This window comes from Microbacterium sp. NPDC096154 (assembly GCF_040302945.1).
Taxonomy (GTDB): domain Bacteria; phylum Actinomycetota; class Actinomycetes; order Actinomycetales; family Microbacteriaceae; genus Microbacterium.
The window spans coordinates 271820-286063 of record NZ_JBEOSM010000003.1; the positions used below are offsets into that span (position 1 = coordinate 271820).

Annotated in this window: 14 protein-coding genes; 5 read left to right on the top strand and 9 right to left on the bottom strand. The window is 73.3% G+C overall.

Annotated elements, in window-relative coordinates; all coding sequences use genetic code 11:
- Positions 1 to 2: 2 nt before the first annotated feature.
- From ABTW64_RS05945 to ABTW64_RS05960, 4 genes are read right to left on the bottom strand one after another with little or no spacing between them, the layout of a single operon-like run.
- Positions 3 to 353 carry a hypothetical protein gene (locus tag ABTW64_RS05945; RefSeq protein WP_350620242.1) on the bottom strand — a complete coding sequence of 117 codons (351 nt, stop codon included), beginning with the start codon at positions 351 to 353 and terminating at the stop codon, positions 3 to 5.
- Between the two features lie 5 nt (positions 354 to 358).
- Positions 359 to 1966 (bottom strand): CpaE/TadZ family protein, encoded by a 1608-nt coding sequence (locus tag ABTW64_RS05950; RefSeq protein ID WP_350620244.1) that lies wholly within the window; start codon positions 1964 to 1966, stop codon positions 359 to 361.
- A complete protein-coding gene (cpaB, locus tag ABTW64_RS05955; protein ID WP_350620246.1) occupies positions 1966 to 2670 on the bottom strand; it encodes a Flp pilus assembly protein CpaB in 705 nt (234 codons plus the stop codon). Before cpaB ends, ABTW64_RS05950 begins: the two co-directional genes overlap by 1 nt.
- Positions 2667 to 3425 carry a sensor histidine kinase family protein gene (locus ABTW64_RS05960; protein ID WP_350620248.1) on the bottom strand — a complete coding sequence of 253 codons (759 nt, stop codon included), beginning with the start codon at positions 3423 to 3425 and terminating at the stop codon, positions 2667 to 2669. The genes cpaB and ABTW64_RS05960 overlap by 4 nt, the downstream gene beginning before the upstream one ends.
- Positions 3426 to 3573: 148 nt before the next feature.
- On the opposite strand from ABTW64_RS05960, the gene ABTW64_RS05965 reads away from it, so the two are divergent.
- On the top strand, positions 3574 to 3906 hold the full coding sequence (locus ABTW64_RS05965) for a DUF192 domain-containing protein (RefSeq protein WP_350620250.1): 333 nt from the start codon (positions 3574 to 3576) through the stop codon (positions 3904 to 3906).
- Positions 3899 to 4453, top strand: coding sequence for a prepilin peptidase (locus tag ABTW64_RS05970; RefSeq protein ID WP_350620252.1), 555 nt, complete (start codon positions 3899 to 3901; stop codon positions 4451 to 4453). Before ABTW64_RS05965 ends, ABTW64_RS05970 begins: the two co-directional genes overlap by 8 nt.
- 73 nt (positions 4454 to 4526) lie before the next feature.
- Here the strand turns inward: ABTW64_RS05970 and ABTW64_RS05975 are convergent, their stop codons facing one another.
- Both ABTW64_RS05975 and ABTW64_RS05980 read right to left on the bottom strand, forming a co-directional pair.
- The gene (locus ABTW64_RS05975; protein ID WP_350620254.1) at positions 4527 to 5123 is read right to left on the bottom strand and encodes a polysaccharide deacetylase family protein; all 597 of its coding nucleotides are present in this window, start codon (positions 5121 to 5123) and stop codon (positions 4527 to 4529) included.
- Complete coding sequence (locus ABTW64_RS05980; protein WP_350620256.1) at positions 5120 to 6151, bottom strand: LacI family DNA-binding transcriptional regulator; 1032 nt, start codon at positions 6149 to 6151, stop codon at positions 5120 to 5122. Before ABTW64_RS05980 ends, ABTW64_RS05975 begins: the two co-directional genes overlap by 4 nt.
- A 172-nt stretch (positions 6152 to 6323) precedes the next feature.
- Here ABTW64_RS05980 and xylA point away from each other — a divergent pair, with 172 nt between their 5' ends.
- Positions 6324 to 7514, top strand: coding sequence for a xylose isomerase (xylA, locus tag ABTW64_RS05985; RefSeq protein WP_350620258.1), 1191 nt, complete (start codon positions 6324 to 6326; stop codon positions 7512 to 7514).
- 91 nt (positions 7515 to 7605) lie between these two features.
- On the top strand, positions 7606 to 9021 hold the full coding sequence (gene xylB, locus ABTW64_RS05990) for a xylulokinase (protein WP_350620260.1): 1416 nt from the start codon (positions 7606 to 7608) through the stop codon (positions 9019 to 9021).
- A gap of 21 nt (positions 9022 to 9042) precedes the next feature.
- Here the strand turns inward: xylB and ABTW64_RS05995 are convergent, their stop codons facing one another.
- Positions 9043 to 9918, bottom strand: coding sequence for an LLM class flavin-dependent oxidoreductase (locus ABTW64_RS05995; protein ID WP_350620262.1), 876 nt, complete (start codon positions 9916 to 9918; stop codon positions 9043 to 9045).
- A gap of 237 nt (positions 9919 to 10155) precedes the next feature.
- Here ABTW64_RS05995 and ABTW64_RS06000 point away from each other — a divergent pair, with 237 nt between their 5' ends.
- Positions 10156 to 11205, top strand: coding sequence for a winged helix DNA-binding domain-containing protein (locus tag ABTW64_RS06000; RefSeq protein ID WP_350620264.1), 1050 nt, complete (start codon positions 10156 to 10158; stop codon positions 11203 to 11205).
- 11 nt (positions 11206 to 11216) lie between these two features.
- On the opposite strand, the gene ABTW64_RS06005 is transcribed toward ABTW64_RS06000, so the two are convergent.
- Complete coding sequence (locus ABTW64_RS06005; RefSeq protein WP_350620266.1) at positions 11217 to 11630, bottom strand: VOC family protein; 414 nt, start codon at positions 11628 to 11630, stop codon at positions 11217 to 11219.
- Between the two features lie 70 nt (positions 11631 to 11700).
- Complete coding sequence (locus tag ABTW64_RS06010; RefSeq protein WP_350620268.1) at positions 11701 to 14226, bottom strand: ATP-dependent Clp protease ATP-binding subunit; 2526 nt, start codon at positions 14224 to 14226, stop codon at positions 11701 to 11703.
- Positions 14227 to 14244: the final 18 nt, after the last annotated feature.

Consider the following 14244-nt stretch of genomic DNA (forward strand, 5'->3'; position numbering starts at 1 on the left):
GGCTACCTCCCCACCGGGAACTCGGCCGCACGGCTGAAGCGGAGGTCGGTGAAGCCGACGTCCGCCACCCCGATCGGCACCGTCGCGATGACCTCGACGCGGGCGAGCCGACCATCCGTCCTGCCGTTCACGGCCGTGGCACGCACCCAGTCGGGCAGCGTCCGGTCGACGGCCCCGCGCCAGTCCTCCCCCAGGCTGAGCGCCCGGGCGCCGTTGCGCGCCGCCTCCTGGGTCGCCGATGCGGCCTGCGCCGCGTACACCCCCTGCACGCACAGCACGGCGGCGAGCACGACGAGCAGGACGTACCCCACGAGCTCGATCGCGCCCTGTCCGTCCTCGTGGGCGGTGGGCACCGCCGTCATCCCTGCTCCCGGTAGACGTTGGCGCTCGATGACGCCTCGAGGCCGACGCCGGGGATCACTGTCGGTGTGCGCACACGCACGCTCACGCTGTCGGGCGTCACGGCGACCTGCGAGCCGTCGCGCCAGAGATCGTGGAGCCCGTCGAGCGCGACCTCGCGCGCACGCTGCTCGACCGTGGCGTCATAACCCCGGGCGAGCCCGATCACGCGGGCGCCGTCTTCAGCCGCCGATCTCGCGGCGACCAGTCCACCCGCCCAGAACAGCGCCTGCCCGCAGAGCAGCAGCACGAGCAGTCCGAGCGCCATGATGGCCGGCAGCTCCACGGCAGCCTGCCCCGACTCCGTATGCGCTTGGGCCCGGGGCCGGCGCATGCGGCGACCCGTCCGCTTTGCGGTGGCGCGTGTGAGCAGCCGATCGATCTCGTGCCCGTCGTCCGCTCCGGCGACGTCGGCCACGGCCGCCGTCTCCGTGTTCCGCCCCGCGAGCCTGTCGCCGACCTGCGCCAGGGCACGGTGCACCCCGGTCGACGACTCGAGCAGAGTCGCGGTATTCATCGCGTTCTCGAACGCGTCCGCTCCGTCCGGGACGACGAACGAGACGGGTCGCTCCACGACGCGCTCGACCAGCTGTGCGGTCACGAGATCCTGCCGGCTGCGCCGGTTGAGCACGAGGTCGACGCCCGCGGGCTCGCGGACCGCCAGGCGCTCCCACTGGGCCAGCGTGCGGCGCGCGGCACGCAGCGCCGGCAGGTCCGGCGTCGCGACCAGCAGCACTGCGTCGACGTGCTCGAGCACCGATGCCCGCGCCTCGTCGAGGCTGCTGCCGACGTCGAGGATCGCCAGCTCCGACTCGAAGCGCAGGGCGCTCACGATCGCCCGCGCGGCCGTCGGCGTCATCTCCTCGCCGCGCTCTGGGTCGTTCGGGGCCGGCAGGAGGCGCAGCCCTCCTGGCACGTCGTACGAGGTCTCCCGCAGCATGCGTCCCGTGATCTCGCCCGAGACCTCCGCCAGGTCGATCAGCGACCGCCGCGTGTGGATGCCTGCGTAGGGCGCGAGGTCGCCGCCGTCGAGGTCGAAGTCGACCACCGTGACCGATCGGCGCCCGACCGACACGGCGCCCAGCAGCAGCGACAGCACGGATGCGCCCACGCCACCCTTGGCTCCGGCCACCGCGACGACCCGCCCGCCGCGTCCGCCCACGAAGTCGGCCTCGATGGCGGCACGCGCCGAGGTCGACCACCGGGCGACTGCCTCGAACCGCGCGACCACCTCGTCGAGGCTCGCACCCACCGCCACCACCGAGCGGGCGCCGATGTCCATCGCCGCGGCGAACGCGGCCGGGGTGGCCTCCTCGACCAGCATCACGATGCCGACGAGCGGTGCGGCCATGCCCACGGTGCGCGCGAGCGCGTGGCCGTGACCGTCGTCGGCGGCCGCGTCCACGACCACGAGCCCGGTCTCCGGCGCGCGTTCGAGGGCGGCGATCGCGGCCTTGGCATCGGGCACCACGGCGCCGAGCTCGAACGCCTCGACCTCCGCGAGGATGCTGGCCAGATAGTCGCGCACGGTCGAGCTGCCCGTGGCGAGGACGACGTTGGTGACCATCAGTGACCTCCCGGTGCGGTGTAGACCTGCTCATCCCGGGGCAGCGTCTGGTCGTCCCCCGCGCCGCGCAACGCGAGGCGCAGCTTGACGGAGAAGCTCTCCCCGTACGCGAGCCGCAGCGACTCGGCGGTGCTGAGGGCGAACGTCACGGGCACGCCCTGGCTCAGCGTGAACGCGCCCGTCGCGTCCTGCCCCTCGGTCTCCTGCGGAAGTCCGACCTCCAGCACCAGCGCGTTGGAGACCCAGAGCTCGGACCGCGGGGGCGTGCCCTCGTTCCCTGCGATCGTCGCGATGATGTCGACGTGGTCCCCCGGATGCACCTTGCCCGCCACGCCCGTCTCGGCGTCCACCATGATCGCGACCTCACGGAACCCGGGCTGCACGCCCGGTCGCGGGATGAGCATGCCCTGCTGCAGCACGGCACCCTCGGCATACGCCGTGGCGGCGACGAGGCCGGTGGTCTCCTCGGCGTCGCGCAACGACCCAGCCGGCGCCCAACGCTCGGGCATCTCGACCGTCTCGAGCATGTCCGCCTCAATGGGCTCGAGCGCATCCACCGGCTGCGTCAGCTTCACGACGGTGGTCATCGGGCCGACCTGGGACGACACGTCGCCGACGTACGTGAGCACGCCGAGGAACACGGCGACGGCGCAGACGGCGGTGAGCAGAAGCAGGACGATCCCTCGACGCTGGCGGGGGTTCATACGGTGACTCCAGATCCATCGGGTGCCGCACCATCCAGCGGCACATCGCAGAACAGGCATGACCTCGACGACCCGACTCGGTCGCACACGGGGCAGCGCCCGCCGGGCAGCGACGCGAACACGTCGTTCAGCGCAGCGGCGGGGATCGGCGCCTCGCTCGCCTCGCACCATCGGGCCGCGCGCCATCCGGCTCGCGCTCCGGGCAGCACCAGGCCCGGGGGCTGCCAGTCGCGATACGCCTTGTGCACCGGCCGGTCGCTGCGCGCGATCACCGCGGTCGGACCATGGAGCGCCATCGCGGTCCGGGCGGTCTGGATGGTCCCCGCGGTGAGGTCGACCTCGTACGCGGTGCCCGGAAGCATGCTCGTCAGGTGCTGAGCGAGCGTCGGCGCGGGCGCCTCCAGCGTCGTGAGGCTCGACAGCACGACCCGCGTGCGCACGGCGTGCAGCGCCGCGTCCACGGCGGCACCCAGCTGGCCGACCGGCCAGGCCGCGGCGAGCGGTTCCACCAGATGCAGCGCCAGGACCCACGCCGTCAACGGCGCGTCCGCGTGATGCAGCGCGACGCGCTCCGCGCCCAGGGTGAGCCTCGCAGCGCGTGACAGCCGCCGCGCCTCGGGCTCCCGTGTCAGCAGCAGCACGTCGCCCTCGACCGACTGCACGGCGTCGATGATCTCGGGCAGCGCATCCGCCACCGGCCTGACGGCGCTCGGCGCCCCGGGCGCCTGCCCGACGGCGATGATCGTTCCCCCCATATATTGGGATGGTACTTGTGCCCGGTGACATTCGGGATGTCCTGCCGACGCCCTGGGGATGACGACCATCCCTCACCCCGAGCAATCTGCACGAGACGCCACCCCCACCCGCGGGGTCACGTCCGCTCATCCGCCAGGAGGCCACCCGATGGAACGCAGAATGCTCATCGTCGACTCACGGGAAACTGCTCCGCTCCTGGTGACCACATCGTTCGCCGACCGCCTGCGCGGCATGCTTCTGCGCACGCCGCTGCCTCCCGCGCTGCTCATCCGGCCGTGCACCTCGGTGCACGGTGCGTTCATGCGCAGCGCGCTCGACGTCGCGTTCCTCGACGCCGAGGGGCGGGTGCTGCGCACCGTGCGTCTGCACCCCTGGCGCGTGGCGGGTCCGATGCCGGGTGCACGGTCGGTGCTCGAGGCCCCGCCGGGCAGCTTCGCGGCATGGGGTCTGGGGCCCGGCTCCCGAGTGCGTCATGTGTGACGCGCGCCCGAGGCTGCGCGACGAGCTCGTCAAGCTCTCCGGGTGGCACGCGGTGGCCGCCGCGCTGGCCGCGGCGTGGGCCGTGTGGGCGAGCGGCCCGTCGTGGCTCGCCCCGGCCTACGTGCTGGCCGCCGTCGCCGCGGTGCCGCTGGCCGCGATCGACGTCGCCGAGCGCCGCCTGCCCGACGTCCTCACCATCCCTCTCATCCCGGCGACGGCGGTCCTGCTGCTCCTCCCCCGCGACCTCGACGCGTGGGTCGGGGCGCTGCTCGGCGCCGCCGCCCTCGGCGGAGCCTTCCTGGCCCTGCACGTCGCCCACCCGGCGGGGCTCGGGTTCGGTGACGTCAAGCTCGCCGTCACGCTGGGTCTGCTGGCCGGATGGCACGGCTGGCCCGCGGTCTTCGCGACGGGCGCCGCGCCGTTCGCGTGCGCCCTTCCCGCGTCGCTCGCCCTCATGGTCACGAAGCGCGCGCGGCACCTCGCCCTCGGGCCCTACCTGCTCGGCGGCGCCATCATCGTGCTCACCGCCGCCCGCTTCCTCGCCTGATCGTCCGGATCCGCACGTCCCGTCCCGGCCCGTGTGACGTCCGGGACGCCTCGGATCCCCCCACGACGCCCCCTCACGCGGGCAGCGTGAACCGCCATCCCGCTGCGAGCCGCTCGGTCACGACGATCCGCACCGCCTCGACAGTCCCCCGCCGGTCGCCGCCCCCGTCGTGCGCGAGCACCAGCTCGCCCGGCTTCATCGCGGCGCGCAGGTTCGCCGTCAGCAGCGGCACATCTTGGGTCTCCCAGTCGCGGATCGTGTTGACGACCGCGAGCGGGCGCATGCCCAGCGCCGCGGCCACGTCTGCGGTCTCGCCCCAGCTGCCGTTCGGCGCGCGCCAGTACGGCACCGGCACCCCCGGCACCACCGAGCGGATGATGCGGAGGTTCTCGACCATGTCGGCGCGCACCCGCTCGGCGTCCCACCGGCCCATGTCGGCGAACGACGTCGAGTGATTGCAGATCACGTGCCCCTCGCTCACCGTTCGCCTCAGGATGTCCGCCCCGCCCGGCCGCAGGATGCTCTCGCCGATCACGGCGAACACGGCCCGGATGCCGTGCTCGGCCAGGAAGTCGAGCATCGCCGGCGTCGCGCGCGGGTCGGGCCCGTCGTCGAACGTCAGCGCGCAGACGTCGCCCCGCCCCTGGGCGCGGGCCACGTGCGGGATCACCCGGCCTCCCCCGCCCGCGCGCCGATGGGAGCGGTCGACTCCCGCGCCACGAGGCTCGTCGCGAGGTCGAGGCGCGGCGTGTCGTGGATCTCGCCGCGCGCGATCCGGATCGCCAGCAGCGCCGCCGCGCGCCCCATGGCCTCGAGCGGCTGATGCACGGTGGTGAGCCGCGGGCTGAGCCATTCGGCGAACGGCAGGTCGTCGTAGCCCACGACGGAGAGATCCTCGGGGATGCGCAGCCCGCGCTCGCGCGCCACCTCGTACACGCCGAGGGCCTGCAGGTCGCTGCCCGCGAAGATCGCGGTGGGCGGCTCGTCGAGCGCGAGCAGCCGACGGGCCCCCTCGGCACCGCCCGTCGTGTGGAAGTCGCCGTACCGGATCCACTCGTTCCGGATCGGCAGCCCGGCGGCCGTCATGGCGGCGCGATAGCCGTCCACGCGCGCGTGCGAGCACATCATGTCGGTCGGTCCGCTGATGACCGCGATCCTCCGGTGCCTGAGCTCGATGAGGTGACGCACGGCCGCGAGTCCGCCGGCCCAGTTCGCCGACCCGACGGCGGGCACGTCGGGCGCGGGATCCCCCGCGGGGTCGACCACGGCGAACGGGATGCCGCGCGCCGCGAGCGTCTCGCGCATCGCGGCCGGGATCTCCGAGAAGACGAGAACGACGCACTCGGGGCGACGCGCGATGACCCCGCCGATCCACTCCGCGCCGGGCGCGTGTCGCGTGCCGCTCCGCGTCAGCACGACCGCCAGCCCGTTCTCATCGGCCGCTTGCTGCACGCCCCGGATGACCTCCATCGACCATCCGCTGTGCAGCTCGTGGAAGACCAGCTCGATCAGGGGTGCGTGCGCGCCGCCCGCTCCGCGCCGGCGGTACTGGTGCGTCGCGAGCAGCTCCTCGACCCGGTGGCGCGTTCCGGGCGCGACGTCGGCCCGCCCGTTCAGCACCTTGGAGATCGTCGCGAGCGAGACGCCTGCCTCCTCGGCGATCCGGGCCAGGGTGGGGCGCGTGGACGGTTCCGCCATGGGACGACGATAGCCCTCGAAACTTTCGAGCCGGAGCCGGCGCGCGCATCCGGGTTCGATGCGGCTGGGGGCGTGCTGTGACCCTGCCGCCCTCCGTTGCGACACCGGCGATCGCTTGATATGTTCGGTTCCGCAACAATTCACCGACGACGCTGAAAGCGGGTCTCGCACCATGTCGCTCATCCCCACCAAGGACGACAAGTTCTCGTTCGGTCTCTGGACCGTCGGCTACAACGGCACCGACCCGTTCGGCGGCCCGACCCGCGCGGCGCTCGACGTCGTGCACGTGGTCGAGAAGCTGGCCGAGCTCGGCGCCTACGGCCTGACGTTCCACGACGACGACCTGTTCGCGTTCGGCTCGACCGATGCCGAGCGCCAGACGCAGATCGACCGCCTCAAGCAGGCCCTCGCCGACACCGGCCTCGTCGTGCCGATGGCCACCACCAACCTCTTCAGCGCCCCGGTCTTCAAGGACGGCGGCTTCACGTCGAACGACCGCGACGTGCGCCGCTTCGCCATCCGCAAGGTGCTGCGCAACATCGACCTCGCCGCCGAGCTCGGCGCCGAGACCTACGTCATGTGGGGCGGCCGCGAGGGCGCCGAGTACGACTCCGCCAAGGACATCCGCCTCGCGCTGGACCGCTACAAGGAGGCCGTCGACTTCCTCGGCCAGTACGTGCTCGACAAGGGCTACAACCTGCGCTTCGCGATCGAGCCCAAGCCGAACGAGCCGCGCGGCGACATCCTGCTGCCGACCGTCGGCCACGCGCTCGCCTTCATCAACGAGCTCGAGCACCCCGAGCTCGTGGGCCTCAACCCCGAGGTGGGCCACGAGCAGATGGCGGGCCTGAACTTCCAGGCGGGCATCGCGCAGGCGCTGTGGCACGGCAAGCTCTTCCACATCGACCTCAACGGCCAGCGCGGCATCAAGTACGACCAGGACCTGGTGTTCGGCCACGGCGATCTGCACAACGCGTTCGCGCTGGTCGACCTGCTCGAGAACGGCGGCCCGAACGGCGGTCCGGCGTACGACGGCCCGCGTCACTTCGACTACAAGCCCTCGCGCACCGAGGACGAGACGGGCGTGTGGGCGTCGGCCGAGGCCAACATGCGCACCTACCTGCTGCTCAAGGAGCGCGCCAGGGCGTTCCGCGCCGACGCCGAGGTGCAGGAGGCGCTCAAGGCCGCCAAGCTCGACCAGCTCGCGCAGCCCACGCTGAACGAGGGCGAGACCGTCGCCGACCTGGTCGCCGACCGCGCCGCGTTCGAGGACTTCGATGCCGCCTCGTACCTCAACGGCAAGGGCTTCGGCTTCGTGCGCCTGCAGCAGCTCGCCACCGAGCACCTGCTCGGGGCCCGCTGAGCGCAGTCCCCTCCTGCCCCGGTTCGGCGCGCTCATCCCCGTGATGGCGCCGGGCCGGGGCACACCCGCGTCTGATGGAAGAAGGAGAGCGATGACGCTCGTCGCAGGAGTAGACAGCTCGACGCAGAGCTGCAAGGTCGTCATCCGGGATCTCGAGACCGGTGCGGTCGTGCGGCAAGGCCGGGCCGGCCACCCCGACGGCACGGAGGTCGACCCGGGGTTCTGGTGGGACGCGCTGCAGGAGGCGCTGGCGCAGGCCGGCGGGCTCGCGGATGTCGCCGCCGTCTCGGTGGGCGGCCAGCAGCATGGGATGGTGGCGCTCGACATCGACGGGCGGGTCATCCGGCCCGCGCTGCTGTGGAACGACACCCGCTCGGCCGATGCCGCGGCGGCCCTGGCCCGCGAGGTCGGCGCCGCCGAGTTCGCGCGCCGCACCGGCGTGGTGCCGGTCGCGTCGTTCACCGCGACGAAGCTGCGCTGGCTCGCCGACGCCGAGCCCGCACACGCCGCTCGCGTGGCGGCCGTGGCGCTGCCGCACGACTGGCTCACGTGGCGCCTGCGCGGGTACGGGCCGCAGCACGAGTCGCCCCTCGGCCCCGTGCTCGACGAGCTGGTCACCGATCGCTCCGACGCGAGCGGCACGGCGTACTTCGACGGCGCGTCGGGCGAGTACGACCGCGAGCTGCTGTCGCTCGCGCTGCGCCGGGACGCGACGGACGTCGTGCTGCCGCGCGTGCTGGGCCCGTCCGAGTCGGTGACAGGCGGCGCCGGATCGCTCGCGGACGGCATCGTCGTCGGCCCCGGATGCGGCGACAACGCGGGGGCAGCGCTGGGCCTCGGGGCGGCGTCGGGCGACGTGGTGGTCTCGATCGGCACGTCCGGCACGGTGTTCGCCGTGACGGACGCACCCGTGCGCGACGAGAGCGGAGCCGTCGCGGGCTTCGCCGACGCGTCCGGCCTGTATCTGCCGCTGGTCGCGACGCTCAACGCGGCGCGCGTGCTCGACGCGATCGCGCGCCTGCTCGGCGTCGACCACGACGAGCTCGGCCGCCTGGCACTCGCGGCCGACGCCGGCGCTGCGGGCCTCGTGCTGCAGCCCTACTTCGAGGGCGAGCGCACCCCGAACCTGCCGGATGCCACCGCCACGCTGTTCGGCATGACGCTCGCGTCCACGACGCGCGAAACTCTCGCGCGCGCCGCGGTCGAGGGCATGCTCTCCGGCCTGGCCGACGGACTCGACGCCGTCCGCCGCCACGGCGTGACGGCCGAGCGCATCCTGCTCGTGGGCGGTGCAGCGCAGAACCCCGCCGTCGCGGCGATCGCGGCGCAGGTGTTCGACGCGCCGGTCGTGGTGCCGGAGCCCGGCGAGTACGTGGCCGCCGGTGCGGCCGTGCAGGCGGCGTGGGCCCTGACGGGCGAGCGCCCGGCCTGGCCGGTCTCGCTCTCGGCCGAGCCGGCTCGCGACACCCGGCCGGTCATCCGCGAGCAGTACGCCGCGCGCCGCTGACCCGCGCTCCGCTCGAGCGGGTCACCGGATGTCGTCGGTGACCCGCTCGACGAAGCGCACGTAGTCGTCGATGTCGTCGCCCGGCACCACGGCGCGCAGCACCACCTCGTCGACCGCTCCGAGGTATGCGCGCACGCGCTCCCGCGCCGTGCCCGGCAGGATGACCGTGTCGAGCGGGCCGAACCCGAGACGCTCGAAGTTGGCGGCATACGACCGGATGCGGCCGTAGCGCTCGGCCTCGTCCTCCAGCCGCGCGACGGCGCCCTCCTCGCCTGCGGTGCGCACGTAGAGCGTCACGCGCCCGTGCGCTGCCGCCTCGTGGTGCTCGGAGGCCTGCGCGGTCGCCGCGTCCGGCGTGAGCCAGTTCAGCACGACGCCATCCGCGCGCTCGGCTGCGAGCCGGCGCATGCGCGGCCCGAGCGCGCCCAGCGTGATCTCCCCGGCGAACGCGGCCCGCAGCTCGGCGATCGCCTCGTTCATGAGCTCCAGCACGCCCGTGCGAGCGGCGCCCGACCCGATGCCGAGGGTCAGCCTGTCGGGGGGCAGCGCGAGGCGATCGATGTCGCCGAGCAGCTCGCCTGTCGATCGGCGGTCGACCGGGATGACGCCGGTCGCGACGCGCATCCGGCTCGTCGCCCGGGCGGCTGCCGCGGCCACCTCGAGCGCGTTGTGGCCCGGCGTCTCGTTGACCCACAGCGCTCCCAGGTCCGCCTCTTCGATCAGCGGGGCGATGCGCTCGGCCACGCGAGCGCCCGCCGCGGCGGCGATGCCGATCGCGACACGATGGGTGTCCAAGCGCTCGGCGGCGGGCGCGGCGTCGAGCGGTGCGGCGTCGAGCGGTGCGGCGTCGAGCGGTGCGGCGTCGAGGGGATCGCTTTCGAGGGAATCGGAGCTCATGCCTCGATCCTGGCACCGTCCGGCAGCGCATGGCCCATGTCCCACTTCTCGCCCGAATCCACCCGCCATTCCGGCCACAACCGGGACACGCCCCCACACCCCCGGGCCCCCATGTCCCACTTCTCGCCCGAATCCACCCGCCATTCCGGCCACAACCGGGACACGCCCCTGGGGCAGCGAGCACCACCACCCCGCACCCGCCGCGCCACGTCGGCGGCTGGGGATAGCGTGTGCGGCATGGATCTCTCCCGCGCCGACGCACGCCGCCTGCGGTGGTCGGCGCAGCTGATGGGCGGCTCCCAGCTCTCCCCCGCCGCGGTGGTCGACCGGGCGGTCGCACTGCAGGGGCAGGATCTGCCCGCCGTGCTGCGCGCCGTCGCCATCCGCTCCCGTCCGGGCACCACGGTCGACGACGTGCGGGCGGCGTTCGATGCAGGAATCCTGGTGCGGTCCTGGCCGATGCGCGGCACCCTCTTCGCCACGACACCCGCGCACCTCGCGGCCCTCCTGCGCCGCACGGCCGCGCGCACGCACCGCTCGGCCGTCCGCCGACGCGAACAGCTCGGGCTCGACGACGCCACGATCGACCGAGCCCGAGCCATCCTGTCCGACGCGCTCCGGGATGCGCCGCGCACGCGCGCCGAGGCGCTCGCACTGTGGGAGGCCGACGGAATCGCCACGAGCGGCGGGCGCGGTTACCACCTGCTGTTCCACCTCGCGGTCGGAGGTCTGATGCACTGGGGCCCGTTCGCGGGGCCGGAGCAGCTGCTGGTGCCGTCACCCCCTGCCGATGCTGACGAGGCGACCCCCGAACCGGCCTCTCTCGCCGGCCTGCTGCGCGGATATGTCACGGCACGAGGGCCGGTCACCCCCGACGACGCGGCGTGGTGGTTCAAGCTGCCGAAGACCGCGCTGCGGCAGGCCGCGGCGCTCATCGACGACCTCGTCGAGGTGAACGTCGACGGGAGCCCCGCATGGGTGATCGGCGAGCCGGATGCGCCCGTCGCCTCAGGGGTCACGCTCGTGCCGGCATTCGACGAATGGATCCTGGGCTACGGCGACCGCTCGCTCGTGGCGAGCGCCGAGACGATGGATGCCCTCGTGCCGGGTGGCAACGGCGTGTTCCGACCCGCCGTGCTCGTCGATGGCGTTGTGGTGGGAACGTGGCGCCTGCCCGCGGCGCGCTCGGCGAAGACCCGCGTGCCGGTGGTCGAGCTGATCGAGCGCACCGACGCTGCGAGCCGCCGTGCGATCGAGCGCGCTCTCGCTGCCTGGCCGCACGGCTGAGCCCGCGCCGGCTACGGCAGCACCGATTGCCCGACGGGACCGGGGTTGTGCGCGACCTCCCACCGATAGCCGTCGGGGTCGGCGAAGTAGCCGGAGTATCCGCCCCACTCGCGCCTCTGCGGCTCGGCGACGATCGTCGCGCCCGCCGCTCGCGCCTCGGCGATCGCGGCGTCGACCGCTTCCTCATCCGCCACATTGTGCGCGAGCGTCAGGGGCGGCGTCCCGCCCGAGGTCACCGGCCCGATCTCGTGCTCGGCCGCCGTCCGATCCCACAGCGACAGGATGAGCTTCTCCCCCATCCGCAGCATGAGCACCTCGCCCGCGACGTGCAGCTCCGGCTCCCACCCGAGCCCGTCGACGTAGAACGCCGTGCTCGCCTCGACGTTCTCGACCACGAGAGTCACGAAACTGATCCGCTGCTCCATGGTCGCATCGTGCCACGCGCCGCCGACACGGCGAAGCCCCGGAGAACATGTCTCCGGGGCTTCGGGGCAGTCAGGCCGCGACGGCGAGCGCGGCTGGCTCGACCACGAGCCGCTCGTCACGGGCGTCGAGCCGCACGGCGCCTCCGTCGCCCAGCGCGCCCGAGACGAAGAGGTCCGCGATGCGGTCGTCGACCTCGCGCTGGATCAGCCGGCGCAGAGGGCGGGCGCCGTATTCCGGCTCGTAGCCGTGCTCGGCCAGCCACTCGATCGCCGCGGGCGTGGCCTCGAGCGACACCTCCCGGGCAGCGAGCCGCGCACGGGTGGCGCCGAGCAGGAGCGACACGATCTCACGCAGCTGCGGCTTCTCCAGCTTGCGGAACAGCACGATCTCGTCGATCCGGTTCAGGAACTCCGGTCGCATCGACTCACGCAGGCGTCCCATCACGCGGGCGCGCAGGTCGTCGTCGTCGAACTCGCGGCCGCCCGTCGTGAACCCGATCGCGCCGGCACGCGAGGCCAGGAACTCCGACCCCAGGTTCGAGGTCATCACGATGACCGTGTTGCGGAAGTCGACCGTGCGGCCCTGGCCGTCGGTCAGGCGCCCATCGTCGAGCACCTGCAGCAGCAGGTTGAACACGTCGGGGTGCGCCTTCTCGATCTCGTCGAACAGCACGATCGAGTACGGGTTGCGGCGCACGCGCTCGGTGAGCTGACCCGCCTCGTCGTAGCCGACGTACCCGGGAGGGGCGCCGACCAAGCGCGCCACGGTGTGACGCTCGCCGAACTCGCTCATGTCGAAGCGCACGATGGCGCCCTCGTCGTCGAACAGGTTCGCCGCGAGCGCCTTGGCGAGCTCCGTCTTGCCCACGCCCGTCGGCCCGAGGAACAGGAAGGAGCCGACCGGCCTGCGCGCATCGCCCATGCCGGTGCGGCTTCGGCGCACGGCCTTGGCCACCGCCGTGACCGCGTCGTCCTGGCCGATCACGCGCCGGTGCAGCTCGTCCTCCAGACCCGCGAGACGCTCGCGCTCGGTCTCCGTGAGCCGCGCCACGGGGATGCCCGTCGCACGGCTGACCACGGCCGCGATCTCGGGCTCGTCGACGACCGCGGGAACCGTGCCGGATGCCGCCTCGTCGATGCGGCGCTGCACGTCGGCGATCTCGTCGCGCAGGCGGGAGGCGTCCTCGTAGTGCTCGGCGGCGACGGCGGCGTTCTTCTCCGCCTCCAGGGTGGCCAGGCGCTCCATCAGCGCGCTCACGTCGGCCGGTGCGCCGAGGCGCAGCCGCAGTCGGGCGCCGGCCTGGTCGATCAGGTCGATGGCCTTGTCGGGCAGCACCCGCTCCGTCAGGTAGCGGTCGCTCAGCTCGACCGCGGCCCGCAGGGCGTCATCCGTGTACGTCACGCGGTGGTGCTGCGCATACGCCTCGCGCAGGCCGTGCAGGATCTGGATCGCATCCGTCACCGAGGGCTCACCCACCCGCACGGGCTGGAAGCGGCGCTCGAGCGCGGCGTCCTTCTCGATCGCGCGGTACTCCTTCAGGGTCGTCGCGCCCACGAGATGCAGCTCGCCGCGCGCGAGGCGGGGCTTCAGGATGTTGCCCGCGTCCATGGCGCCGTCACCCGCGCCGCCGGCGCCGACGAGCGTGTGGATCTCGTCGATGAACAGGATGACCTCGTCCCTGTGCTCGGCCACCTCCTCGACGGTCTTGGTGAGTCGCTCCTCGAAGTCGCCGCGGTAGCGCGTGCCGGCCAGCATGGCGGCGAGGTCGAGCGCGATCACGCGCTTGTCGTGCAGCTGCTCGGGCACCGCGCCCGCGACGATCGCGCGGGCCAGCCCCTCCACGACGGCGGTCTTGCCGACGCCGGCCTCGCCGACCAGCACGGGGTTGTTCTTGGTGCGACGCGACAGGATCTCGATGGTCTGCTCGATCTCGGAGTCGCGGCCGATCACGGGGTCGAGCAGGCCGTCGCGGGCGCGCTGGGTGAGATCGGTGCCGTAGGTCTCGAGCATGCCGGTGGCCTGCTCGGGCGACGCCTCGGTCGGGGCCTCGCCGCCCGCGGCGATGGTCTCGCGCACGCCCTGGGTGAGCGCCTCGGCGGTGACGCCGGCCGACGACAGGATCTGCCCGGCCGGGGTGTCCTGCGCCAGCACGAGCGCGAAGAAGACGTGCTCGGGGTCGATGTAGGTCGAGCCCGACGACCGCGCCACCTGGAACGCGTGGAACAGCGTGCGCTGAACCGCGGGCGTGACGACCGCGCCGTCGATGTCGGCCGGAGCGCCGGGCTGCGGCAGGCGCTGCTCGGCGGCGGCTGCCACGGCGGCACGGTCGGCGCCGATGCGCGCGATCGCCTCGGCCACGGTCGGGTCGTCGGCGAGCACGCGCAGCACGTGCAGCGCGTCGAGCTCCCGCTGGCCGCGCCGCAGCGCATAGCGCCCCGCCCTCTGCAGCAGCTCCTGGGTACGGGCGCTGAGGTAGCGGGTGAGGTCGACGGACCGTGCGGCGCGTGCGCGCTCGCCCTGCAGGTAGCGGGCGAGGAACTCGTCGAACGCGCTGGGGCCGTCCTGGCCGAATCCGAAGGGAGTGCTGTCAGGCATCGCCGGATCTCCTCCTGA

Excerpts from the sequence above, each read along its gene's own strand:
- xylA (WP_350620258.1), top strand. The coding sequence starts at position 6,324 with ATGTCGCTCATCCCCACCAAGGACGACAAGTTCTCGTTCGGTCTCTGG.
- ABTW64_RS06005 (WP_350620266.1), bottom strand. The coding sequence starts at position 11,630 with ATGGAGCAGCGGATCAGTTTCGTGACTCTCGTGGTCGAGAACGTCGAG.
- ABTW64_RS06010 (WP_350620268.1), bottom strand. The coding sequence starts at position 14,226 with ATGCCTGACAGCACTCCCTTCGGATTCGGCCAGGACGGCCCCAGCGCG.
- ABTW64_RS05960 (WP_350620248.1), bottom strand. The coding sequence starts at position 3,425 with ATGGGGGGAACGATCATCGCCGTCGGGCAGGCGCCCGGGGCGCCGAGC.
- ABTW64_RS05965 (WP_350620250.1), top strand. The coding sequence starts at position 3,574 with ATGGAACGCAGAATGCTCATCGTCGACTCACGGGAAACTGCTCCGCTC.
- cpaB (WP_350620246.1), bottom strand. The coding sequence starts at position 2,670 with ATGAACCCCCGCCAGCGTCGAGGGATCGTCCTGCTTCTGCTCACCGCC.
- ABTW64_RS05970 (WP_350620252.1), top strand. The coding sequence starts at position 3,899 with ATGTGTGACGCGCGCCCGAGGCTGCGCGACGAGCTCGTCAAGCTCTCC.
- ABTW64_RS05995 (WP_350620262.1), bottom strand. The coding sequence starts at position 9,918 with ATGAGCTCCGATTCCCTCGAAAGCGATCCCCTCGACGCCGCACCGCTC.
- ABTW64_RS05980 (WP_350620256.1), bottom strand. The coding sequence starts at position 6,151 with ATGGCGGAACCGTCCACGCGCCCCACCCTGGCCCGGATCGCCGAGGAG.
- ABTW64_RS06000 (WP_350620264.1), top strand. The coding sequence starts at position 10,156 with ATGGATCTCTCCCGCGCCGACGCACGCCGCCTGCGGTGGTCGGCGCAG.
- xylB (WP_350620260.1), top strand. The coding sequence starts at position 7,606 with ATGACGCTCGTCGCAGGAGTAGACAGCTCGACGCAGAGCTGCAAGGTC.
- ABTW64_RS05950 (WP_350620244.1), bottom strand. The coding sequence starts at position 1,966 with ATGGTCACCAACGTCGTCCTCGCCACGGGCAGCTCGACCGTGCGCGAC.